The 23,233-nt window shown below is 64.2% G+C and carries 22 protein-coding genes and 1 pseudogene; 14 read left to right on the forward strand and 9 right to left on the reverse strand.

Annotated features, from left to right (window positions below):
• The first annotated feature begins 1,029 nt into the window (after positions 1-1,029).
• On the forward strand, positions 1,030-1,350 hold the full coding sequence (locus J2W14_RS20950) for a hypothetical protein (protein WP_307466149.1): 321 nt from the start codon (positions 1,030-1,032) through the stop codon (positions 1,348-1,350).
• A 19-nt stretch (positions 1,351-1,369) separates the two neighbouring features.
• On the opposite strand, the gene J2W14_RS20955 is transcribed toward J2W14_RS20950, so the two are convergent.
• The 5 genes from J2W14_RS20955 to J2W14_RS20980 all read right to left on the reverse strand — a co-directional run bounded on the left by J2W14_RS20955 (position 1,370) and on the right by J2W14_RS20980 (position 8,066).
• Positions 1,370-1,573: a cold-shock protein gene (locus tag J2W14_RS20955; protein ID WP_120949954.1), complete on the reverse strand. Its 204-nt coding sequence runs from the start codon at positions 1,571-1,573 to the stop codon at positions 1,370-1,372.
• 319 nt (positions 1,574-1,892) lie between these two features.
• Complete coding sequence (locus tag J2W14_RS20960; protein ID WP_307466153.1) at positions 1,893-2,114, reverse strand: SDR family oxidoreductase; 222 nt, start codon at positions 2,112-2,114, stop codon at positions 1,893-1,895.
• A gap of 173 nt (positions 2,115-2,287) precedes the next feature.
• Positions 2,288-3,733, reverse strand: coding sequence for a hypothetical protein (locus tag J2W14_RS20965; RefSeq protein ID WP_307466154.1), 1,446 nt, complete (start codon positions 3,731-3,733; stop codon positions 2,288-2,290).
• A 2,591-nt stretch (positions 3,734-6,324) separates the two neighbouring features.
• Positions 6,325-7,689 carry a DUF2252 domain-containing protein gene (locus tag J2W14_RS20975; protein ID WP_307466155.1) on the reverse strand — a complete coding sequence of 455 codons (1,365 nt, stop codon included), beginning with the start codon at positions 7,687-7,689 and terminating at the stop codon, positions 6,325-6,327.
• A gap of 224 nt (positions 7,690-7,913) precedes the next feature.
• On the reverse strand, positions 7,914-8,066 hold the full coding sequence (locus J2W14_RS20980) for a hypothetical protein (protein ID WP_307466157.1): 153 nt from the start codon (positions 8,064-8,066) through the stop codon (positions 7,914-7,916).
• Here J2W14_RS20980 and J2W14_RS20985 point away from each other — a divergent pair.
• The 4 genes from J2W14_RS20985 to J2W14_RS21000 all read left to right on the forward strand — a co-directional run bounded on the left by J2W14_RS20985 (position 8,059) and on the right by J2W14_RS21000 (position 11,660).
• The gene (locus J2W14_RS20985; protein WP_307466158.1) at positions 8,059-8,232 is read left to right on the forward strand and encodes a hypothetical protein; all 174 of its coding nucleotides are present in this window, start codon (positions 8,059-8,061) and stop codon (positions 8,230-8,232) included. The two genes, J2W14_RS20980 and J2W14_RS20985, sit on opposite strands and share 8 nt — an antisense overlap.
• A gap of 621 nt (positions 8,233-8,853) precedes the next feature.
• The gene (locus tag J2W14_RS20990; protein ID WP_307466161.1) at positions 8,854-9,849 is read left to right on the forward strand and encodes an NADP-dependent oxidoreductase; all 996 of its coding nucleotides are present in this window, start codon (positions 8,854-8,856) and stop codon (positions 9,847-9,849) included.
• Positions 9,850-9,928: 79 nt separating this feature from the next.
• Positions 9,929-10,795 carry an alpha/beta fold hydrolase gene (locus tag J2W14_RS20995; RefSeq protein ID WP_307466163.1) on the forward strand — a complete coding sequence of 289 codons (867 nt, stop codon included), beginning with the start codon at positions 9,929-9,931 and terminating at the stop codon, positions 10,793-10,795.
• A gap of 34 nt (positions 10,796-10,829) precedes the next feature.
• Entirely contained in the window at positions 10,830-11,660 is an 831-nt protein-coding gene (locus tag J2W14_RS21000; protein ID WP_307466166.1) for an enoyl-CoA hydratase/isomerase family protein, read from the forward strand.
• A gap of 75 nt (positions 11,661-11,735) precedes the next feature.
• Here J2W14_RS21000 and J2W14_RS21005 read toward each other — a convergent pair whose 3' ends face one another.
• From J2W14_RS21005 to J2W14_RS21020, 4 genes are all read right to left on the reverse strand, one after another.
• Positions 11,736-12,044, reverse strand: a complete 309-nt coding sequence (locus J2W14_RS21005; protein WP_307466168.1) for an SDR family NAD(P)-dependent oxidoreductase — start codon at positions 12,042-12,044, stop codon at positions 11,736-11,738.
• Positions 12,041-12,181, reverse strand: coding sequence for a hypothetical protein (locus J2W14_RS21010; RefSeq protein WP_307466169.1), 141 nt, complete (start codon positions 12,179-12,181; stop codon positions 12,041-12,043). The genes J2W14_RS21005 and J2W14_RS21010 overlap by 4 nt, the downstream gene beginning before the upstream one ends.
• Positions 12,178-12,903 carry an SDR family oxidoreductase gene (locus J2W14_RS21015; RefSeq protein ID WP_307466171.1) on the reverse strand — a complete coding sequence of 242 codons (726 nt, stop codon included), beginning with the start codon at positions 12,901-12,903 and terminating at the stop codon, positions 12,178-12,180. The genes J2W14_RS21010 and J2W14_RS21015 overlap by 4 nt, the downstream gene beginning before the upstream one ends.
• Before the next feature lie 126 nt (positions 12,904-13,029).
• Positions 13,030-14,106, reverse strand: coding sequence for an alkene reductase (locus tag J2W14_RS21020; RefSeq protein WP_307466173.1), 1,077 nt, complete (start codon positions 14,104-14,106; stop codon positions 13,030-13,032).
• A gap of 152 nt (positions 14,107-14,258) precedes the next feature.
• On the opposite strand from J2W14_RS21020, the gene J2W14_RS21025 reads away from it, so the two are divergent.
• The 9 genes and pseudogenes from J2W14_RS21025 (at position 14,259) to J2W14_RS21065 (ending at position 23,050) form a co-directional block, all read left to right on the forward strand.
• On the forward strand, positions 14,259-14,873 hold the full coding sequence (locus tag J2W14_RS21025) for a TetR/AcrR family transcriptional regulator (RefSeq protein ID WP_307466174.1): 615 nt from the start codon (positions 14,259-14,261) through the stop codon (positions 14,871-14,873).
• A 245-nt stretch (positions 14,874-15,118) separates the two neighbouring features.
• Complete coding sequence (locus tag J2W14_RS21030) at positions 15,119-15,298, forward strand: hypothetical protein (protein WP_307466175.1); 180 nt, start codon at positions 15,119-15,121, stop codon at positions 15,296-15,298.
• On the forward strand, positions 15,295-16,005 hold the full coding sequence (locus J2W14_RS21035; protein WP_307466176.1) for a PfkB family carbohydrate kinase: 711 nt from the start codon (positions 15,295-15,297) through the stop codon (positions 16,003-16,005). The genes J2W14_RS21030 and J2W14_RS21035 overlap by 4 nt, the downstream gene beginning before the upstream one ends.
• Positions 15,996-16,310: a PfkB family carbohydrate kinase gene (locus J2W14_RS21040; RefSeq protein ID WP_307466178.1), complete on the forward strand. Its 315-nt coding sequence runs from the start codon at positions 15,996-15,998 to the stop codon at positions 16,308-16,310. Before J2W14_RS21035 ends, J2W14_RS21040 begins: the two co-directional genes overlap by 10 nt.
• Before the next feature lie 41 nt (positions 16,311-16,351).
• A complete protein-coding gene (locus J2W14_RS21045) occupies positions 16,352-17,767 on the forward strand; it encodes a mannitol dehydrogenase family protein (RefSeq protein WP_307466179.1) in 1,416 nt (471 codons plus the stop codon).
• Positions 17,760-18,387, forward strand: a pseudogene (eda, locus tag J2W14_RS21050) (bifunctional 4-hydroxy-2-oxoglutarate aldolase/2-dehydro-3-deoxy-phosphogluconate aldolase). The gene J2W14_RS21045 and the pseudogene eda overlap by 8 nt, the downstream one beginning before the upstream one ends.
• Before the next feature lie 718 nt (positions 18,388-19,105).
• Positions 19,106-19,429 carry a hypothetical protein gene (locus J2W14_RS21055; RefSeq protein ID WP_307466180.1) on the forward strand — a complete coding sequence of 108 codons (324 nt, stop codon included), beginning with the start codon at positions 19,106-19,108 and terminating at the stop codon, positions 19,427-19,429.
• A complete protein-coding gene (locus tag J2W14_RS21060; RefSeq protein ID WP_307466181.1) occupies positions 19,429-20,901 on the forward strand; it encodes a M14 family zinc carboxypeptidase in 1,473 nt (490 codons plus the stop codon). The genes J2W14_RS21055 and J2W14_RS21060 overlap by 1 nt, the downstream gene beginning before the upstream one ends.
• Before the next feature lie 130 nt (positions 20,902-21,031).
• On the forward strand, positions 21,032-23,050 hold the full coding sequence (locus J2W14_RS21065) for an alpha-amylase family glycosyl hydrolase (RefSeq protein ID WP_307466183.1): 2,019 nt from the start codon (positions 21,032-21,034) through the stop codon (positions 23,048-23,050).
• Positions 23,051-23,233: the final 183 nt, after the last annotated feature.

The following is a 23,233-nucleotide window of genomic DNA, read 5'->3' on the forward strand; positions in this document are numbered from 1 at the left end:
AAGCAGTCCGGCCTGGGCCGTGAAGGCGGCCTCGAAGGCATCGAGGAATACCTCTACACCCAGTACATCGGCATCGCCGACCCGTACGCCGGCTAACCGCGGCGGCGGAATTACACTTCAAACCGCAAGGGGTCTCCCGTCCTCGCAATATGGGAGGCCCTTTGTTGCATGGGTCCCCTGATTGGAGCGTGGCTCAGGCGAGTACGCGGGGAGGGGTTTTGCGGGGCTCCACACGGTCATGCGGCTCTCGACGCCACGGACCATGCACGGGATGAAAGGAGGTGGAAATCGTTATGAGGTGGCTAGCGACAGACAGCCCTGCGCGGTCAGCCCAAGAGCCCGCAATGAGCGAGGGCATGACCAGGTTGCTGCCGCTCGTGGAGTCCGGCGGCTTGTTCAACTTTGTCGAGACAGAGAAATGCCGCACCCTTTCAATGCGGGTGCGACTGTTTGGGGGAGGTCCTTGGTGGGGAGAAATGGGGTGTAGACAGTGTCCACACTTTGGGTCCCGGACTGGGCCGTACCGGCGCCGGACTGGGTCGGATTCCGTACGTTGCGGCGGGAGTCTAGTGTTTGCAGGGGCTGGAGTCCGGTCGAGTCCCACCTCGGGCACGTGTTTTCCCTGTTCAGGGGCTTGTTAGTGTTTTCGTGTGCAAATTGTGCACACTCTCGGCCCTGATCTGATGTTCCGGGTGGGTGGGGTCCCGGAACGGCCTATTTGGTTGTGTGGGGGAGCGGCTAACTACTGCAGACCGGAACCTCCTTGTGGGGTCTCTGCTGGGTGTTCATCCTCGTTCTTCCTTCCGTTGGGTTTTCCCGTACACCACTTCATGGTGCTAGAACCGCTTACAACATGATTTGCTGATTATTCTTTAGATCGACCGAGGGTTGCGGCCGGTCCGGAATTCCGCTCTGATACCTGTTCATGCAGGAACGCGGGGGAACAGCATGACATGACAACTGATCCGGAGCAGATCATGAGCTCGCTGAACCTGGCCCGCCGGCAGGCGGGCCGGCTTCGAGGGCGACTTGCAGGAACTGCTGGGCTTTGCTGCCATGGCCTTCCCGCCAATTAACCCGCCGCCGCAGCCATCATTTCCCGTCATCGCCGCATCCGGCTTCTGGGCATACGGCGTCGCTGTCCTCGATGTTTTGGCGGTGGGAGCTGGCCACGTTGCCCTCAATCAGATCCGGACGATTCCTGCCTCCGCCGGCGTCAACGCGGCGAGGGCCTCGATCCAGAAGGCCGAAGCGAATCCGCTGCGGGCCAGGAAGCGGGAAGAAGAACAGACGGCCGTCGCCTCGCAGGTGCCCGAACACAACGAGAGACCGGCCCGCCGCATAGGCTGACCGGTCTCTTCCAGGAGCTTTAGAGCGGCTGGATGTTCTCCGCCTGGGGCCCCTTGGGACCCTGAGTGACGTCGAACTGGACCTTCTGATTCTCGTCCAGGGACTTGTAACCGCTGGAGGCGATTGCCGAGTAATGTGCGAACACGTCAGCGCTTCCGTCGTCGGGGGCGATGAATCCGAAGCCCTTTTCGGCGTTGAACCACTTGACAGTACCTGTAGCCATGCTGATGTCCTTCACGGGTCGCCGGTCGGTTCCGCTTCTCGGATTGCCGTCCCGGCCACTCACACGGCTGAGCTTATGTGGGCGGTCCGGCCACTGGCAAGAGATTCCGTCAGCGGCGGACAGAGAACCACTTTGGGCTTGTGCTGAGCGCGTGCTCACCGTGCGACCGGGGCGAAGGCCCCTTATGCGGGACGCCGGGACCCGTTAATGCGTTCAGGGATCTGGTCGTGGACGCCACATTGCGGCGCACGGCCCTTTCGAGCACGACTCACCGGAAACTCCCCGCCGAAAAGCCACCATTCCGTGTACGCGGAAAGGCTTAGCCCAGAAGGTCGCTTTCCTGCTTCATGTAGTAGTCCACACCGCTGTAGCCTCCGTCAATGACGATGGACGCACCCGTGATGAACGCTGCTTCCGGGCTTAGTAGAAAAGCGACGACCGAGGCTATGTCTCCATGCGCTCCGTTTCGACCCAGCGGAGTCAGGCTTGCGGCGCCCATGTGTCGGCCGAGCTCCTGGGCGAGGATCAGGGGCGCTGTCACATTCACTTCGAGGGCTCGATCCCACGCACCCAGTGTGAATTCGTCAAATCGCTCCTTTTCGAGGATCCCGGCCGGGAAGTGCGAGCGACTCCCGGTCGTATCCTTCGGATTCGGCCTTCGCGTTGGTGCCGACCACGACGACGGCGACGTCCGCCTGGCGGGGGAAACCCGCGCTAGCCGCCCGTCCTGGGCGCGAGGAGGATCTGCACGGCCTCGATCCGTTTGCCCATACCTGACGTGCCCGCCGTTCCGCCGTCGGCGACCCATGCCTGCCAGCCCAAATCTTGCACATGGGCGCGGTAGTGGATCCTGTAGTGGTTCGCCATCTCACCGGTCAGCCTGATTTCAAACGCTTCCAAACGTAGCCCTTGCCCTGCAGTGCCTATGGGATTGGCCGAGAATGTCCACGGCTGCCAGCCGACGTTCTGCACATGCCCCCGCCACTCGATGTCCCCGGTATAAGCCGTGCTGGACACGTTGAGGCGCAACGCCTCGACCCGAAGGGACCGACCCGTGGTCCCGGCGACGGTCCCATCCGAAACGTTCGCCATCCAGCCGAGGTTCTGAACGTGGGCGGCGTACACGGCAGTGAATGCCGGTGCGACCTTCGGAACCAACTCGATCGTAACGGCCTCCGCCCGCAGACCTTGCCCGACAGTGCCGGCCGTGGCTCCGTCGATCCTGTACGGCTGCCAGCCGACGTTCTGCACGTGGGCTCGATACCTGATGCTGTACTGCGAGGCCAGATCCCCCGTCAACCGCAGCTCGAACGCCTCCAGGCGCAGACCGCGCCCGGTCGTTCCAATCGGGGACGCCGACGTCGTCCATGGCTGCCAGCCGATGTTCTGCACATGCCCCCGCCACAGAATGTCGCCCGACAGGGGGTCTCCTGCCACCGATAGGCGCAACGCCTCCATCGGCAGTGACCGGCCGGTCGTTCCTGCGGTGGCGCCGTCCGAGACGCTCGGCTGCCAGCCGATCGTCGCGACGTGGGCCTGGTAGACCCCAATGCACGTCATGTCGTAGTCGTAGGTGCCGTCGGTCCATTGCGAGATGTGCACGGTGCCGCTTGAGAAGCTGCGATTCACACAGAGGTCGGATGCTTCACTGGCGAAGTCGAGACGCCCTGCCGGTGACCAGACGGGCACGTCGGGAAGCTGCCACGATCCGGTGATGGCCTCCCACGCGCTCAAATAGGAGTAGATCCCGTGCGGGTACCCGGCGTCCGCCAGTGCGGCCAGGAGCCCGGAGATGACGTACCGGTTCTCCTCCCGCTGGGCTGCTGTCGAACTGGGCCAGGGCTGTTGCGGGCGGGGCTCGACGTCGACCCAGATTCTCTCCGGCCGCCATCCCACCTCATCGAGAGACGCGAGAGCCGCGCGACCCTCGGCGTACCCGACATTGCGCAGCCGGTCCGGCCTTGTGCTCGCGGGCCAGGGGCCGTCGTCGCCGTAGGTGTCGTATTGCGCGGTTGTGGGGAACGTAGCCATGGCGTAGGCCTGAGCCCGGACACCTCGGTCGAGCACCCACTGGAACTGCCCGTCCAGGCAGGGGTTCTCGGTGAACGCGAGTCCCCTTGTCAGCCCCACGACCACGAACTCCGTGTCTTCCGGCGGCATCGGAAGACCGCCTGGACACTGTGGCCACGAAACGTCATGTCCGTAGTCGACTGCTCGGGCGGGTGCATCGAACAGCACGCCGAGTGCGAGCACAAGTAAAACCGCCAGGAGCCGGGACGTGGATGCCCGGGAGCGGCGGCCAGGTCGAAGAGCACCAAGGCCGGCCATGATGGCCCCCTATTCGAAGGATGACCAAAATTATCCCATTCGACCGCCTTCGCCGCTACGGAAACTGCCCCTGCGCACGCCTGCCAACATGATTAAACGGCTGGCGGGGAGTGGCCGGCCCCAGCACCTGCGCCGGCCAGCGCCGTGAGTACTTCGCTGCTGCCCAGTACTACTGACGAGATACCGATGACAAATTGTCGTACTGCTGCCTTCGAAGGGCAACAAAGTAAAGTCAGCGCAGCAATCCCCATCAAGGGCTAGCCGCAGATATGAAACTGTTGCTGACTGTTCATTGTCGTTATGGACTAGGAGAACACCTCGACATTCCAGGGCCGCCGGACGTCGTTCCACCTGTTATCAGTTAGCCACTGTGAAGGGAAACACGACTACCCCGGAGTTTGTCGAACCCAGCTTGTTATCACGGCACGACGTTCGTAGGTGTAGCTTATGTACGCCATTGGTCAGAGTCCTGGTATCGATCGAGACGGGGGCGGACCCGAAGGGCTCGGGTCCGTATGGACCTGCAGCGTCCCAAAGGACGGTTCCGGGGTTGGCGGGAACGGCGTGAAAGTCCGGGTCGATAGAGATAAATGAGTGCGTCGCAGGGAGCGAGCCATCGGGGTGAGTGCTCAGGCCAACTACGGGAGTCCAGATACCTGACACCGGACTGTCTGGAAGGGGAACTGTACGGACCGAGGCCTCGCAGTACAGGGCGTGGGTGTACCATCCCTTGCCCCGCAGGAACGCATGCCTAGATAGGTCGGATAGAGACTTGCCGTTTTGGATGTTGACTTGTCCATTAAGGCTAGTTTGCATTTCCTTGCCGGCCGGCTCCGGGACGAACGCGCGAAAACGAACCTCCTGCGTGCCGGAATGGTTAAATGCAGAAATTGGCCGTGAGAACGTCAGCCAACGCTCACATGTTCCGGTACATACGAAGTCGCCCTTGCCTGTGCTGGACGGGCCGGGGCAACTGAAGTCCGTTGCCGTCGCCCGTAGGTAACACTTCTGAACGATGGTTTCGGTGTCGGAGGTCTTGAATACCATCGAGACGTAATTGGCCTTGCCCGGGTTGTCGTGGAGGATCACCCGCACATTCACGGTGAGGTTACCCGAACTGATCGTTTCACGTTCAGGGATGCACGCCCCCATATGAACATGGCCGGTATTGGTCGTGGAGTTGTTGGCTTGGTCAGTGTCCGGCATCCACCACGCTTGAGTTTCCACGAACTGCCGGGTTTCGCTGTACGTCGTGTTATCGGCGGCAGGGGCACCCAGGCAACGTCCGTCCCCAGCCCGAGCAGCACCAGAACTCAGCCCAGACATAAGAGCACCGGTCAACGCAACACCAATTACCAGTACTAAGAATCGTCTCATGACCGTCCATCCCTCCACGTACCTGTCTGCGCCTCTTGATTGTTTCTTGCATTGGGGTTTCCTCCATGCCCCGTCGGGCCAGCCCACGCCCTGCATGATGATGGCCGGATGCGTTGAGGTCTTGGTGCCTTCCGGATGCCGGGCCCGGACGTGCGGCATATGTCGATTCGGGAATCTGCGCGCCTACGTTCTGTCAGGTGCCGACGTCCCAGCGCCGAACCGTGACGTGTTCCGATTGGAATTAAGGCAGCCAAACGAGATTTGGTCAGTATATGCCCGGGACAAGAGGCAAACCAGTGTGCGCATTGACTTATAGAAAACCTCCGCGTGGCCGGATACGTTGCCTCATTTGAAAACCTCCGCGTAGCGGCATGGTTGCCGGTGTTGACGCTGCGTGCCAGCTATGCCCGTTTTCACGGAGCTAACAATGGCCCAGCGCCAGGCTGTGACGAAGAAGAAAGCCCTCGCTTATCAGGGAGCGTAGCGGAAGGCGAAGTCCCGGATCCTTGATGACTTGTCGAGCTGACCGGGTGGCACCAGGACGCCTGGAAGGGAGAGGCCATGAGGATCGCAAGAGTAACGACTAGAGCAAGGAGAGCGAGAGCCGTTGCCGGGGGCGCACCCGCACTGACCGTCGTGCGGATGGCAACGTCGGCGTGGACAAAGCGCTCCAACAAAACCCACCCCAGCAATGACACTGCCTCCCGCAATCGCCTTCACGGTAGCATCGACCGCTGGGGCCAAGGCCGAGCGGAAGCAAGACGGCGATGGTGCGTTCGGAGATGAGTTCGCGTTCGAATTCGGCGAGGGCGGCGAATGTCCCGAGGACCAGTTGCCCGGGGAAGGTAACAGGGCTGTGGTTGTGTCGATGGCGGCGCCGCCCTCGGACCAGCGGTGCATGCCGAGGTCAATCTCCGCCGCAGCGCAGTGGCCGTATTGGGCGGCCGCGCCCGGGCCCGGGATTGCGGCGGGTGCTTCCCGGCGAGGGACGTGTATACCCCGGCCGGGTGGCTCGAACGCGGTCGGTCAGTGTCCGCACCTGACGGTCAGTGCGCAGCCCGAAGGGCCTCATAGTCGAGCAGCGATTGCCGGGCGTAGCTGAACGACCAGTCGACAACAGCTTCGGTGGCGGCCTCGGATTTGCCCAGGTAGCCGAGGATCTGGCCTGCCGCGGGGCTTTGCGCGTGGGCGCGTGCGAGCAGGAGTGCGCACGTGCGGACGTAGTCGAAGAACGGGACAAAGTCGAGTCCCGCCAAGTCGATCGATCCTTTCATGTCATGGAACTGGCGCACGTAGTAGTCGCGTTCGTCGTTCTGCAGATGCCCTAGGAACGGATCCGACACTGCCTGCAGCACCCGTTGGAGCTGGACGACGCGGTTACCCTGACCATGCGCTGCCACATCCTGCGCGCTGCTGCTCGGCTGCGGGATGCCGCCGTAACGTTGCAGCACTGACTGCCCGGCCTCCTTCACCTGGAGCAGCAGAGCATCCCCATCGGGGGACTGCAGCAACTGCAGGAAGCAACGGGTCCCGACGCTCCCGACGCCGACCACACGGCGGGCCAGATCGGTGGGGGTGTACTGGGCCAGAACGGTGCGGACGTCGAGACTGACCGTGCGGCGGTATTCGGCGAACAGGCGCGGTACCACGTCGGTGTTCTGCACGGGCGCAGTCGTCATTGCCGGAGGCCGTTCAACGAAACGCAGGCGACCGTCGTGGTCTATCTGCGTGGTGCGACGCACGGCCCGCTGGTTGGTGCGCTTCCTGGCCGTCCTGATCGCGTGGTGCAGCACCTTCTGGGCGTCCGCGCTCAGGAGGCTGCGGGCGAATTTGATGTTGCTATGCATGTAGTAGCGCTCGTACGGGTTTCGTTCCAGCATCGTCGTCAGTGCGCTGCGGTACGCCCTTACGGTACCTCGTGCTGCCTTGCGCACCTCGCGTTCCGTGTACTCGGCGTGCATTCCACCGACCACCACGCTCGTGACGAGCCGTTTGAGGTCCCAGTCCCACGGGGCTGCGCCAGCCTCGTCGAAGTCGTTGAGGTCGAAGACGAGTTTGCGTTCCGGGGAGGCATAGAAGCCAAAGTTGCTGATGTGCGCGTCACCGCATGCCGCGACCACGATCCCCGAGTGCGGGTCGCGGGCGAGGTCCATGGCCATTAGCCCGGCCGTCCCTCGGTAGAACGCGAAGGGGTTCTCGAGCATGCGCTCCATCCGCAGGGGCACCAGTTCCTGGTTGCGGTCTTCGTTCTGTTCGCGGATACGAGCGACGGCGTCACGATGTGCCGTGCTCCGCTCGGCCAGGGCACTACGCGGCGTGGTCCGGCGCAGTTGGCGGCCGCGGGCATACGCATCGGCACGGCTCAACTGCAGCTCTTCGCGAACCGGTGCGGAGTAGGACTCGGCAGGCATGAGGTCATTGTGGACGCTCGCACCCGGTTCCGCAACGTCCCAGGGCGAGGTGGCGATCAGCCAGACCTATTTGAACGCGTACGCATTCAGGACCACTCCGTGCCGTTCGCCAGCTGGGGGGAGTATGGCCGCGGTCGTGGCCCGGACGCTGACGGGGGAGTAAGCGGTGCCAGAGCCAGCCGGCCTGAAGCCCGGCCGGTTCATTCCGGACTTAGGGACCATGCTCAACCCACGGCAGTACGGCAGTGCTCGCGGAGATAAGGGTGCTGGGCCAAGATGGCCTGGATCTGCTCGCGGTTGTTGGCGAGGACGGCCTCGGCGCTGCGGCGCAAGTAGATCGTCGCGGCGATGCTGAGGTGGAGTATCGCGGTGATCACCGCGCCGCTTTCGCTCGGCGTCAATCCGCTCGTCGCGGGCGAGCAGCTTCGATATGCCGTCCTCCAGTTGAGCAGCCAGCGTGAGGCCTTCGCGCCGACAGGGTTCGACGGGGTGCCCGAAGACCGTTATCGATCGCCGTCGCGAACTTCCGGTTCTGCACCATGATCATCAGCTCCGCCTTCGTTGCCGCGTACATGTACAGGTCCCGATCGCGTATCGGCGCGGTCGGCAATCTGCTGGGCTCCCGCGCGGCAACCATGATCCTCTCCCTTTAGTCCTGCCTGGCCCGCTCCGGGCGCCCTATCGCCGCCCGAGCATCTACCATGACAACTTCCCTTGACAAGAATACTGAGTGCACTCATAATTGAGTGGACTCGGATATGCCGAGGGAGGACCCTCAGGAGATAGGCGTGGCGGAGCTACTCAGGACGCAGAGCTATCGGAATGCGCCGACGCTGCGTATCGCGGCGGCGGGTGCTGAGATCGCGTATTGGGAGTTTGGCCCCCCGTCGTGCACCGGGGGGGCTGCAACAACCCGTTGATCTTTCGCAGTTCACCGGCCCGGTACTCATCGTTCACGGAGACAACGACCGCATGGTGTCGCCGTAACGCGTTCGCATTCATCCGGCAGCTACCGAACGAGTCGGTCACGCTGTTCCCGGATTCCGGCCACGGCGTTGCCTTCCAAACGACCACGCATTCGTCGACCGCCCGGGATTTCCTCCGCCGGTAACGGCGACCCATACGAGCTTCACCACACAGCATCACCGAGAAGGAGTGAGAATCATGCGAGCGTTCGTCGTTAAGAAGTACAAGGGCCCACTGCAGGAATCGGAGGTCCCCGAGCCCACAGTGGGGGAGAACGATGTGCTCGTGCAGGTGCAGGCCGCAGGTCTGAACGTGCTCGATGAGAAGATTCGGGCGGGCGAATTCAAGCAGATCCTGCCGTACAAGCTCCCGTTGGTCCCCGGCAACGACGTCGCGGGTACCGTCATCCGTGTCGGATCGAAGGTACGCGCGTTCAAGTCCGGCGACGAGGTTTACGCCCGCCCGAACCAGGACCGCATCGGCACCTTTGCCGAGCGAATCGCCGTCGCCGAGTCCGATCTGGCTCTCAAACCGGCATCGATCAGCATGGAGGAGGCAGGCTCGCTGCCGCTGGTCGCATTGACGGCGTGGCAGGCGCTCGTTGAGCGCGGCACCGTGCAACCGGGACAGAAAGTCCTTATCCACGCCGGCGCCGGGGGAGTCGGATCGGTCGCGATCCAGCTCGCCAAGCACCTCGGTGCGACCGTCGCGACCACCGCAAGTGCCGCCAACCTGGACTTCGTGCGCGAACTCGGCGCCGACACCGCCATCGACTACCGGAGCCAGGACTTCGAGGAGCTCCTCAGCGACTACGACCTGGTGCTGGACAGCCTCGGCGGAGAGAACCTAAAGAAATCCCTGCGCGTGCTCAAACCCGGCGGCAAAGCCATCGGGATCGCCGGACCCCCGGACCCGGCATTTGCCCGCGTAGCCGGTCTGAATCCAGCCGTGCGCCTGATCATCACTGCCCTGAGCGCAGGGATCCGCCGCCAAGCCAAAAAGCTGGGCGTCAGCTACGAGTTCCTGTTCATGCGCGCCAGCGGCGACCAGCTACGCCAGATCACCGCCCTCATCGACGACGGCGCTGTGCGCCCGGTCGTTGGACGGGTCTTTCCCTTCGGCCAGACCATCCAGGCCCTCCAGAGCCTGGAAAAGGGCGGCATCCGCGGCAAAGCCGTCATCAGCAACCCCTGAACGCAAGCGCTGAACTCCACCCGCAGCGGCAACACTGCCCGGCTTCAAACCCAACAACCCACATCGCAGGATAACCATCATGAATGAGCACGACACCTTGAACGAACCCGTCATCACCTCCTACGCCAAAGCGCCGGCCCGCGCCATCAGCGCCGGCGGCGTAACCTACGCCTACCGCGAACTCGGGCCCAAGGGCGGGATCCCCGTCATCTTCTTCGTCCACCTGGCCGCGACCCTGGATAACTGGGATCCGCGCATCATCGACCCCATCGCAAAAGACCACCACGTCATCACATTCGACAACCAAGGCATCGGAGCCTCCACCGGCCAGGTGCCCGACAGCATCGAGGCGATGGCCGACGACGCCTACACGTTCATCAAAGCCCTCGGGTACGGGAAGATTGACATCTTCTCCTTCTCCCTCGGCGGCATGGTGGCACAGGCGCTGGTCCTCAAGCACCCCGAGCTTGTGCGCAAACTCGTCCTGACCGGCACCGGCCCCGCCGGTGGCAAGGACATCGACAAGGTCGCCGGAACAACCTACTACGACATCCTTCGCGCAGCCCTGGCCCGGTCCGACGCCAAGGAATTCCTCTTTTTTAACCGCAACGCCACCGGAAAGTCCGCTGCGAAAGCGTTCATTACACGCCTCCAGGAGCGCACCGCCGACCGCGACGCCGCGATCAGCGTGAAGGCGTTCCAGACGCAACTGAAGGCGATCAAGAAGTGGGGGCGCTCGGTGCCCGCCGATTTGTCGAAAGTCACCCAGCCCACCCTGATCGCCAACGGCGACAACGACCGCATGGTGCCCTCGGTGCTCTCCGAAGACATGCACCGCCGCATCACAGGATCCGAGCTGATCATCTACCCCGACTCCGGACACGGTGGCATATTCCAGTTCCACGACAAGTTCGCCCCCGTCGCGGTCGAGTTCCTCACCCGCTGACCGCCAGCGCAAAATCACCGAAAGGACGCGTAACATGACTGAGCAGAGCACCATCCAGTTCGAACGCACCTCACTACAGGTCGCGAAGATCACCTTCGAGAACCCGCCCGTGAACCTCATCGTCGGCCAGACCGTCCTCCGTCTCACCGAGATCGTCGACGAGTTGGCGAACGATCCCGACATCCAGGTCGTCGTGTTCGACAGCAGTGTGCCCGACTTCTTCTACAACCACTTCGACCTCGCCGCGGCGGCCGATTTTCCCGCCCCCGACGGCGAGGGAGCAGTGCCGGTGTGGACCGACCTGGTCCTGAAGCTTTCCAAGGCCCCCTACATCACCATCGCAACCATCCGGGGCCGCACCCGTGGCGGGGGCAACGAGCTCGCACTCGCGTTTGACCTGCGCTACGCCAGCCGCGAGAAGGCGATTTTCGGGCAGCCCGAGGTCGGCAGTGGTCTGCTGCCCGGTGGCGGCGGCACAGAGCGGCTTCCGCGCACTATCGGTCGTGACCGGGCACTGGAGGTCATCCACACCAGCGCCGACTACGACGCACCCACCGCCGAGCAATGGGGCTGGGTCACCCGCGCCCTGCCCGACGCCGAACTGGATGCCTTTGTCGACGCCATCGTCGCTCGGCTGGCGTCCTTCGACCGCGCGTCCCTGGCCTCGGCCAAGGCGATGATCAACCGGGCCTCGCTACCACCGGACGCGGACCTCGTCGCCGCCTACGGCGAGTTCGCGCGCTCCCTCACCCTGCCGGGATTCCTCACTCGCGCGGCAGGAACCCAGACGCTGGCAGAGCAGGCCGGCCTCGACCTGGAATACCGACTCGGCGAATACATCGGCATCGCCAACCAGCGGCGCTGACACCAGCCGCCACGAGTGAGGGCCGCAGCATTTGCTGCGGCCCTCATGCATTCCGCGCCAGTTTGAAGGTGAACGTCAGCTCGGCATTCGGTTGAATCTGCGGACAATGCGGTCGAAGATTCGGGCCGGAAGGACGCGGTGTAGCGCGCTGATGCTTGCGGCCGTCGTGTACGGCGGGACCGCCTTGGTCATCCGCATCACGCCGTAGACGTTGATGTTGAAGATGTCCTGCGTCTGCGCGACGGAGAACTCCTCGGCGGCGCCGGTGGCGCCGACGCCGGCGTTGTTGACCAGGACGTCGATGTGCCCGAACCGGTCGATCACCTGCTTGACCACCGAGGCGACCGATTCGTTGTTGGTTACGTCGAGGTCGAGGTAGGTCACCCCGGGGCGGGCCCGGCGGCTCGCGCGGAGTTGCGGCCCGTTCCGATCACCTGGAAACCCGCGGCGGCGAGTGCGATCGCTGTGGCTTTGCCTGAGGAAGCGCCTGTCACGAGCGTGACCTTCCGGGTTGCTGTCATGAATGGCTCCTGGAGTTTGTGCCCTGCAACTGCGGGTAGAGTGCCTCGATGGGGGCGCTGAGTCCGGCCTTGAGCCTTACGGATGTCCCGTCGGCCAAAACCTCGTACTCGCCGGCTTCAACGGCGTCCAAGACGGTACGCACGAGATCAGCCGGGTCCGTTTTGGGCTCGGTGGCGTGTGCAGCCATCGCCGTGTCGACGTAGCCGACGTGTACGCCCACCACGTGGACCCCTTCGGGGGCGAGCTCCAGGCGCAGCGAGTTGGTGGCCGACCAGAGGGCGGCCTTGGTGGCGCTATAGATGCCGGCGACGGCGTACCAGCTCAGTGCGGAGTGGATGTCGATGATTACCGACTCGTCGTTCGCTGACAGGATCGGTGCGAATGCGCGGGCGAGGAACAGTGGGCCGAGGAAGTTTGTCTCGACGTTGGTGCGGATTTCCTCTGTGGTGTGGGTGAGGATGCCCGGGCTGGCCACGGTAGCTCCGGCGTTGTTGATCAACACCGTGACGTCCCCGGCGGCCTCGACCGCTGCCTGGATGGAGTCGGGGTCGGTGACATCAAGGGTGAGCGGGACGACGCGGTCGTCCTGCCAGGTACGGGGGGTGCGGGCGGTGGCGTAGACCTTGCCGGCGCCGCGGGCGAGGGCCTCGTGGACGAAGTGGGTTCCGATGCCGCCGTTTGCTCCGGTGACGAGGACAACTGCTCCATTGAGTGAGGGCATTTCTGTGGCCTTTCTTGTTGATGCGATACATCCGCACGGGTCGGCGCGGATGGCGTTGATGGTCAGGGGCCGCCTGCCCCTGGCTCCATGCGGAGCAGTCAGGGAAAGCGGTTTAGGGGCACCTGATCAGGCGTGGGTAAAAGCTGGGTAGTCGGTGTACCCGACTGCGCCGCCGCCGTAGAGGGTGGTGGGGTCTAGCTCGTTCAGCGGTGCGTCTGCGCGCAGCCGCTCGACGATGTCGGGGTTGGCCAGTGCGAAACGGCCCAGCGGGGCGATGTCAGCCAGGCCGGCGTCGATGTCGCCGGCGATCTGTTCGCGGCTTCGTCCGTAGCGGAGCACAAGCACCGCCGTCGGCCAGGCATCCCTGAGGGAGCGGAGCAGTTCGTCGTCGCCCATGTGGTGAAGGTGCAGGTAGGCCAGGTTCAGGGTGGCGAGCTCACCGACCAGGTGCCGGTACTGAGCGCGCACACTCTCGGTGCCGCCCTCGTCGATTCCACCCAGCGGCATGGCAGGGGAGAGGCGGATGCCCACCCTGTCCGCCCCGATTTCATCGGCGACGGCCTGGGCGACCTCGATCGCGAACCGGGACCGGTTTTCTACGGATCCGCCGTAGGAGTCGGTGCGGTGGTTAGCATTGGGGGAGAGGAACTGGTGCAACAGGTAGCCGTTTGCGCCGTGGATTTCGACTCCATCGGCCCCGGCCGTGATGGCAGAAGCTGCGGCGTGACGGAAGTCAGCCACGGTTGCCTGGATATCCTTCGTGCTCAGCTCCCGCGGCGTCGGCGTCGTTTTAGGTCCGGTTGGCGTGGATATTTCCTGGTCGGCGGAGATCGCCGAGGGCGCCACGGGCTGACGGTGATGCGGAGTATTGTCCGGGTGAGATATCCGGCCCGCATGCATCAGCTGGATGAACAGCGCCCCACCGCCGGCGTGCACTGTCTCGGTGACCTTCCGCCAGCCCTCGATCTGCTCAGGGGTGTGGATCCCCGGCGTATTCATATACCCCTGCCCATCCTCCGACGGCTGCGTGCCCTCGGTAACGATCAATCCCAGGGAAGCGCGCTGCCCATAGTATTCAGCGGCCAAGTCACCCACGGTGCCATCCAGGTCTGCTCGGCTTCGCGTCATTGGTGCCAGCGCAAGTCGGTGGGGGAGGTCCAGGCGGCCGAGAGTGAATGGCTGCCAGAGAGAGGACAAGGTCATGAGAGTTGGTCCTTTGCATTCGATGGGTCACTACCACCACCCCGATAGGCCCCTTTCGGCCGCTGTGGGACAATAAAATCTACTGAGCCCACACGGTAGTGACTATGCTCATAACTGAGCGTAGTCATATTCTATTCCCCGGAGGACACGTAATGTCAGTCGCCCCTCAATCCGTCGGCCGGCGTGAGCGGAACAAGCAGCACAAGCTCGACCGCATCACGGCCGCCGCAGCAGAGCTCTTCGCTGAACATGGTGTCGATGAAGTGACCACTCAGCAGATCGCCGACAAGGCTGACATTGGCACGGGGACCTTATTCTTGTACGCCAAGACCAAGGGTGAGCTGCTCCTGCTCGTTCAGAACTCCACCTACGCCGACGCTCTCGTTGCGGGTAGAACGGCTGCCGAGGCGATCCCCGATGTGTTCGAGGCCGTGATGGCGATCGTTCGCCCGGTAGTGGAGTGCAACCGAAAGCAGATCGACAACGGCCGAACCTACCTTCGCGAGATCGTGTTCGGGGACCCCGAAGAACCGCACCATCGCGACGCCCTCACCCTCACCGTTCAGACCGAAGAGGCGATTGCCGACGTGTTGCGGCGTGACCCGCGCATCGAGGCCAAGGAGGCTGCCACGCTGGCGCACCTGGTCTCCGCGATCATGTTCCTCAGCATGGCGACCACGATCAACATCTCGAGGTCCGTTGACGAAATCCTCTCCGAGATCTCAGAGCACGTTTCCGTTCTGTTGCTGACACGGGGAACGCGCTGAACGACGCGTTGGGCCGATCGGCGATACGCAGCGATGGGCTGAGTCGCGTAAGTCATTAAGAAGCCGCTTCGCAGCGGCATCGGGCAGGGGTGTCGGTAGCCACCACATTGGGCAAAGTCGTCACCTCTGGCTGGCCGGAATCACACCACGCCTCCGGCGCCTTATGTCAGGCGGGCTACACTGCGGCGAGTCGGCCGCAGGGCGGCACCATCGGAAAAAAGCTGCGGCGTTGCCTGCTGGATCCGTTGAACGTCTTCAAAAACGCCGCGCAGGTGCAGGCGGAGGGAACTGTCGGCGTCCGTGAGGTTATTGGCTCCGAGGGCATCGGCGTCGAGTTCAACGAGGAGGCGGCGGCAACCTTCCCGTTCGACCCGAAACACCTGCCCATCAACCGCCGGCTCGGCGGGTCGGTGCACGACTGGTGAGCGCCTCCACATACGAACGAACCGCTTCCACACAGGCGAACCTGCCCTACCGGCCCTTCGATGTAGTCGTGATGGGGGAGATCCTCGTCGAGGTCGCCACCGACGTGGCGTTCGGCCACGGCGTGCCCGCGCAGCTGGGCATCTCCGGCGACGCGCTGAACGTCGCGGCGGCCGCCGCCGCGGCCGGGGCCCGCACCGGGCTGCTGGCAGTGCTGACCGACGACGACCTCGGCCAGGCGATCGCCGCCAGGATCCGCGAACTCGGCATTTCCGACGAGTTGCTCAGGTTCAGGACCGGCCAGCAGGGCGTCTACCTGGTGCACTCCGACCCCGACGGTCAGCGCGAATTCTCCTACGCCCGCAACGGCAGCGTGGGCTCCACCCTGGCTCCCGAGGACGTTGACACCGCGGTTTTCTCCACGGCGCGGGCGGTGATCGCCGGCGGGATCGCCTGCGCGATCTCGGCCACGTCGCGGGCCGCAGTCCTCAAGGCCTCGGCAGTGTCCCGCCGCTTCGTTTTCGATCCCAACTTCCGGCCCAGGCTCACCTCGGTGGAAGAGGCGACGGCGGTCCTTGCCGAACTGGCGCCGCGGACGTTCCTGGCCACTCCTTCCTTCCCGGGGAAACGTCCGCGCTGCTGGACTGCAGCACGCCGACGGAGGCAGCGGCGAAGCTCCGCGGCCTCGGGGCGGCGAACGTGGCCGTGACCTGCGGGGCGGAGGGAATCCAGCTTGACGGTGAACTGCTCAGCGGCGACGGTGGCTCCGCCTGGGTTGACGCGGTTCCGGCGCCGTCAGTTGTGGACCAGACGGGAGCGGGCGACGCCTTCGTGGGCACGCTGACCGCCCGGATGGTGCTCGGCGACAGCCTTGCCGCGGCCGCCCGGTTTGGCGCCGCCGCCGCATCGCTCGTGGTGGGCGGCAAGGGCGGGACCGGATTCATCCCCACCTTTGACCAGACCAGGGCACATGCCCTGCGGGTCTCCGAAGGAGAGCTGTCATCGCACGCCTAAGCCCCACGGCGCTGGCGGCCAGTGCCGGCCACCAGGAACTGTTGCCGCGCGAAAAGCTGCGGCCCGGCATTGTGCACCTCGGGCTGGGCGCCTTCGCCCGCGCCCACACGGCTGTGTTCACCGAAAACGCGATGCTGGCCTCCGGCGACTTCGGGTGGGGGATCATCGGAGTCACCCAGCGCTCCGACACGGTGGCACGCCAACTGACGCCCCAGGACGGGCTCTTCACCGTGACCGAGCGCGGAAGCGGTGCCGCGCCGCTCCGCGTGGTCTCGAGCATCGTGGAAGCAATCTCCGGGCGGGACAATCCCGGAACCGTGGTGGACCGGATCGCCCACCCCTCGACGGCGGTCGTGACGCTGACAATTACGGAGAAGGGCTACAGGATCGATCCCCGGACGGGAACCCTCAACAGCACGGACGACCAGGTCCGGGCTGACCTGGCGGGACAGCCTCCACTGACGGCCATTGGCCAGATCGCCCGCGGGCTCCAGCAGCGCGCCCGCGCCGACGCCGGACCCCTCACCGTGGTCTCGTGCGACAATCTCCCCGGCAACGGGGAGCTCACCCGGGACCTCGTGCATGCCTTCGCCGCTGCCTTGCCGGCAGCCGAGGCGGAACCGCTGTTGTCCTGGCTGGAAGCGAATGTCACGTTCCCCAACACCATGGTGGACCGGATGGTGCCCGCCACCACGGCCGGTGACCTGGACACCGTCGAGCGTGAACTGGGCCTCCGGGACGAGGCCGCCGTGGTGGCCGAACCCTTCCTGCAGTGGGTCATCGACGACAACTTCGCATCCCGGCGGCCCCGGTGGGAGGACGCCGGTGCACTCTTCAGCTCCGACGTCGCCGCCTGGGAAGCGGCCAAACTGCGCCTGCTGAACGCCAGCCATTCCATGCTGGCGTACCTGGGTCTGGCAACGGGAAAGACCACTATCAGCGACGCCGTGGGGGAGGAGGCATTCCGCACCGCCTGCAGCCGCATGGTGGCGGAGGACGCCCTCCCCACGATCACCCTTCCGGCCGGACTGGACGGCGCGGAGTATTGCGCACAAGTGCTCAGCCGGTTCTCGAATCCCGCGCTCGGACACACCACCGCCAAGGTGGGCAGCGACGGCTCGCAAAAGATCGGACTGCGGCTGCTGACCACGGTCCGCGGCAGCCTGAACGCCGGCCGCGAACCCCGGTGGGCTGCCCTGGCCGTCGCTGCCTGGATGCACCACGTGGCCTCAACACCCACAGCGGAGTTGAATGATCCGCTCGCTGCCGAGCTCCACGCGGTACTGCCGGCGACGCGCACAGCCGCAACCGTGGTCCCCGCGCTGCTTGGCTGCCGCAGCATCTTCGACGGCGAACTCGCGGCTCACAAGAAGTTCGCCGACCTCCTCATCCGCTGGTACAGCATTATCGACACCCGCGGGCTGGACGGCCTGAGAAATGAGATCAATCATGGCTGATGCCACCAGTATCCTGAACGTTTCACCCGTCATCCCCGTAGTGACCATCGATGATCCGGAACAGGCTGTTCCCGTAGCCCGGGCGCTGGCAGACGGCGGTGTCCGCATCATCGAACTCACCCTCCGGACCGAGAGCGCCCTCACCTCGCTCAAACGCATTGCCAGCGAAGTCCCGGACATCTGCGTCGGCGCCGGCACGATTCTCACTCCCGGCCAGGCCGACGCCGCAACAGCAGCGGGAGCCAGCTTCCTGGTCAGCCCCGGAGTGACACCGGGCCTGCTGGCCCACATGCTGTCCATAGGAATTCCGGTCCTCCCGGGAGTTGCGACCGTCGGTGAGGTAATGATGGTTCTCGAGCACGGACTGAAGGCCATGAAGTTCTTCCCGGCAGGACCTGCCGGCGGCCCCGACTACCTCGCCGCCATGGGAGCGCCCATCCCGCAGGTGCAGTTCTGCCCCACAGGCGGCGTCAGCCTAAGCTCAGCCCGGTTACCTCACCTTGCCTAACGTCTCCTGCGTGGGAGGCAGTTGGCTCACCCCGAAGGCAGCCCTGGAGAACAAGGACTGGGAGCAGATCACCAAGCTCGCACAGGAAGCTGCCGGACTTAGGCGGGACTAGAAGCACCACAGGAGCTCCCGTCGGGGGAGATGTCCGAGAGTCATAGTGTCTCGATGTCGGTACCACCGGGACCTATGGCGGCGTGTGTCTAACACACGTAAGGGTAACGCTGCAGTAGGGCGGGAGTGACGTCAGGTTCTTCCGCTCCTGTCCTGATGCGCACACACTTGGCACGGGGGCCCAGCAGCACCTACCTCGGCGAACGTCGCGGCAACCTCTGTCGGCTCGCGCTGGGCGTTCTAGCCAACCGGCGGAAGTGAGCCCCGGCAAGATGGAGACAAGCGGACCATGATCCGGGGCGTGGGTGTCCAGGTTTAGCGGGGGCTGGGCCGATCGTCGAGCATCCCTGGGCATCGCCGCAGTGACGGACTCTGCCGTGCGGTCGAATGGCAAGTGGTGCCGTTGCGGCAGTGTTGTCGATCGGGATGTGCGGGATGACTTCCCGGTCAGTTCACGGATCCATGCCGCCGGGGAACCGCCCTCCAACGCCTGTAACGTCCAAGTAACGGAGAGTGAGCAAACTGGGCGTGGCTTCCAACTCATGCCGTCTATGGCCGGCACGGAACCAGAAAGCAGCCGAATGAAGTATTTTTCCAGTTTCAGGAGAAGCGAGTATGGAAAGCCCCGGATGGGACCGCGCCCAACCTAATCACCGGTATCCGGCAGGCTTAGCTGCTGCGGACCCGATGGTCCCCTGCTTCAGGAAGGGAGGCTGGTGATGGCCGACGATAATACCCCCCAAGACGCCGAACAGTCGAAGGCGAGGTACGAAGTAATTGTCCGCGCAGGAGCAGCAGAAAGGATCGACGTTCGCCGTGTGGCGGACATGGACCTGGACCGTGTGCCCGATCCCGAGGGAGGGGTGCGGTTGCTGGTCGACATGGATGAAGCGGCCCGCCTCGTCAAGAGTGGATTCGAGGTCACCATCGTCCAGGCCGCTCCCACAGGTCCGCTGGACCCCTCGCTGATCATGGACGACGACGCCGCGCGGGCCTGGCTCGACGAACGCCTTGGCGACATGGAACAAGGGGGGCAGCCCTGATGTACCGCACGGTTTCTCAGCTCGATGCCGCTGGCAGCACCCTCGCCGCAACCCAGCCCCAGTTATGTACGCAATTCTCGCTGCCTGAGTCTTCGGTCCAGGGCCGACCGATCCGTGCCCTGCGGCTCCGCGCCGGCGGGGGTGACAGCCGCCGGGGCGTGCTGATGGTCGGCGGCACCCACGCGCGTGAGCTGATGAACCCGGACCTGCTCATCGAACTGGCCGTCGACCTCGTGGCCAGCTACCGGACCGGTAACGACGTGGTCCTCGGCAATCGCACGTGGCCGGCCGCCGACATCAAACTGATCCTGGAGACTCTCGACCTGTACCTGCTGCCCTGTGTGAACCCGGACGGGCGCCACTATGTGATGACCGTTGACGGCCTCTGGCGCAAGAACCGGCGGGACAACCCCGGCACCGCCTGCGACGGGGTCGACCTCAATCGCAATGCAGACCTCCTCTGGGGCATCACTGAAGGGCAGACGTCCTGCGCCCCGTGCTCCGATGTCTACTGCGGGCCGTCCGTCTTCTCGGAGCCCGAGACCCGCAATGTCCAGCACCTGCTCGGTTCCCACGGCATCGAATGCTTCGCCGATGTGCATTCCTATTCCGAGCTCGTGCTCCATCCCTGGGGTCACGCACCGACCCAGACGAATGACCCAACGAAGCGGTTCACGATCCTGCCGACGACTGCCTGCCAGCCGATCACAGACCCAAGCTACGCCGAGTACATGATGCCGCGCGACCTGATGCGGTTCGAGGCGGTCGGGGACCGGATGGTCCAAGCCATTGCCGACGTACGCGGCAGGGCCTACACCCGGGAATTCGGGCTCGGCCTCTATCCCACTACCGGGACGCTGAGCGACTATGCCTATGCGCGGCACATAGCCGAAGGCGCGCAGAACAAGACCTACGGCTTCACCGTCGAGACCGGCCCGTGGCAGGGCAGCGTGGCAGAATCCTTCCACCCTGCCAATCCCGAACCCATCAAGCGGGAGGCGGAGTCGGGGCTGTTGGCGCTGCTCCAGCAGTCCATCTGCGCCATCGAGCTGATCGGCTGGAGGCTGCTTGACCGCGACACGGAGGTCCTTGCGCTGCGACGGATCAGGGACGAACTGGGCGGCACCGAGGAAGGACGGAGCTGGATCGCGCTATTTGAACAGCTCCAGGCGCCGCTGATCACTATCGTGCTGGGAAACCCCGAACTTGCCGGCCGCGCCGCGCGGATTCTGACGGCGGCCGGGGCGCAGGTTGGCAGCGACGGTGCCATTCTGGCGCCGGAGACCGCATCTGAAGCCCTTCAGTTCGTGGACGTCCTGGCCGGGCACGGCCGGGAGGAGTTGCGGCCCGACCTGCAAGTCGTGCGGGAGCGGTTGGGTGCTTTTGCCGGGCTCTCTACCGCAGAGATTGTGCGCTCGCTCATGGAGCAGGGACCCGCACACGCATCTGTCCCCGGCCGGCCCGAAGTTTAGGGCCTTCCCCGGAGATCTGCTCGTCTGCGTCCCGCCGGCGCGGGTCCAGCAGCCGGACGTAGGTGACTGGCTCCGGGCACCGTTTTGGAACTCGCAGGCAAGCTGATGGATCAGAATGTGGAGGATTGCTATGGTTCCGGATTTGTTCAAATTGAAGCGGACGAAGTTCCTGCTGTGGCGTCCGCTTAATACGAACCCTGCGCCGCGGCTGGTGGTCGGTGTGTTTCAGCCGGGGAATCCGCCGTCGCTAAGGTCGCAGCGCGTGCACGATCTTAAAGAGATCCCCGGTTGTGCTGGGTTGTGGGGGATCGATGCGGCCGATTGTGGGCTGATAGACGGGCAGGTCTGTCATTACTGGTTTGAGGTGACCGACAGCCACCCTGCCCGCGACGGCCAGCGGATACTGTGTACGGACCCGACCTCGTTCACAGTGGACTGGCGGCTGCTCGCCGAGAGGCTGCCACACCCGTATACCGGCGACGACCGTGATCCGGCTTCCGTCGTGAAGTTTGCGGGCGGGTTGCTTGTAGGGTGTGACGCGGCCGGGGAGGAGCTCGCACCTGTCGCCCTGATGGATCCGGCCGACTCTGCAGCGAACAACCGGCTGGTCATCTATGAGCTGCCGACGAGTTGGTCGCGGACCAATTTGCATGGCGATCCACAGGTCGGCGTGGGGACCTTTCGCGATGTCACTGCGCTGATCGATCAGTGGTCCGTTCCCGCGAACTTCGCCGGCATTACGGCTTTGGACGAGGGCCGGAGCCACCTTGCCCTGCTTGGTGTCAACGCGCTGGAGCTGCTCCCTCCAGCAGACAGTTTCGTGGAACGGGAGTGGGGCTACGCGACGAGCAACTACTTCGCGCCCGACTTCCATCTGGGGTTTCCCTCTGCCAACACGTCGCCCACACCCAATATTGACCTGGCCAACCTGGTCAATCAGTGCCACGAGCATGGCATTCGTTTCTTCGCCGACGTGGTCATGGCGTTCGGCACCCGGGCGGCGCTGGAGAACGTCAACTTCCACGAATTCCACATCGATCCGAACGCGGAGCCCGGTGATCCCGACGTTCAGCAGTCCGGCGGTCAGGGTGTCCGGGACGGTTTTGGAGGAATGCTGTGGCGCTACTCGCGGACGGTAAACGGCTACGATCCGCTGGACGGCCAAACGCACTCACTGGTCCCGGCACGCCAGCTGATGAAGGCATTCCTGTTGCGCTGGATGGCAGATTTCGGCATCGACGGCCTCCGGGTTGACAGCGTGAACAACATCGCAAACTGGGATTTCGTTGGCGAATTCAAGGATCTCGCCCGCAGTCAGTGGCGCGGCAGCCCGGACCGGTTTCTGGTAGTCGGTGAAGAGTTGTCGGTGCCGCAGGAACTGCTCAGGCAGCACCGGCTGGACGGCCTGTGGAATGAGGACTTCAAACGGATGGTGAGGCACGCCGTCCTCGGCACCAACAGCGACAAAGAGCAGACCTTCGAGTGGACGGTCCGCAAACTGATCGACTGCCGCCTCATGGGTTTCGAAGATGGGGCACAGGCCGTCAACTACCTGGGCAGCCACGACGTCGAGGGCTACCGAAACGAGCGCCTGTACAACTTCCTCCAAAACAACGGCGTCATGCTCACTGAGGAACGGATCAAGCTGGCGTTCGTCTGCCTCTTGACGGCCGTCGGCGTGCCCATGATCTTCGCAGGAGACGAGTTCGCCGACGAGCACGATCTCAGCACGGGACACCCAGCCAAGCAGATCGACGCTGTCAACTTCGAGCGGGTGGAGGAGCCATGGCGTCAGCGGGTCTTCAACTACGTGGCCAGGTTGGTGCAACTGCGCACTCACTCCGACGCGCTTGCGGAGAACGACACGGACTTCATCCACGTTGACTTTAGTGATGGCAAGCGCGTGCTGGTCTGGAGACGCGGGCGGCCAGGAACCGGAAAGGATGTCGTAATTGTGGCGAACTTCTCCGACTTCATATCAGAGAACCTCGGAGCAGGTGGTGAATACCGGATACCCAACTGGCCGCCCACCCCCGCCGGCAAGCGCTGGCGGGAAATCACCCAGCAAAGGGACGTACCCACCGACTGGGTCGGACGAGAAGCAATCGCTGCCTGGGAAGCCAAGGTTTATTGCCTTGTCGATGAGTGACCTCACTGGCCGATGGCGTAGTGGCACCGGTTTCCGTCCAATCACGGAGCCATTTACCTCCACAATTGACCTGCGGCCGGCGGCTAGCTGTATTACCCACGGAGGCTAGTGACGCGGCTTGCTGGTGGCTGACCCTTGAGTGAGGTGTGGCCTCGGTGATGATTGTAGTCATGGAGCCAGGCC

The organism is Pseudarthrobacter oxydans, from assembly GCF_030812335.1.
Taxonomy (GTDB): domain Bacteria; phylum Actinomycetota; class Actinomycetes; order Actinomycetales; family Micrococcaceae; genus Arthrobacter; species Arthrobacter oxydans_B.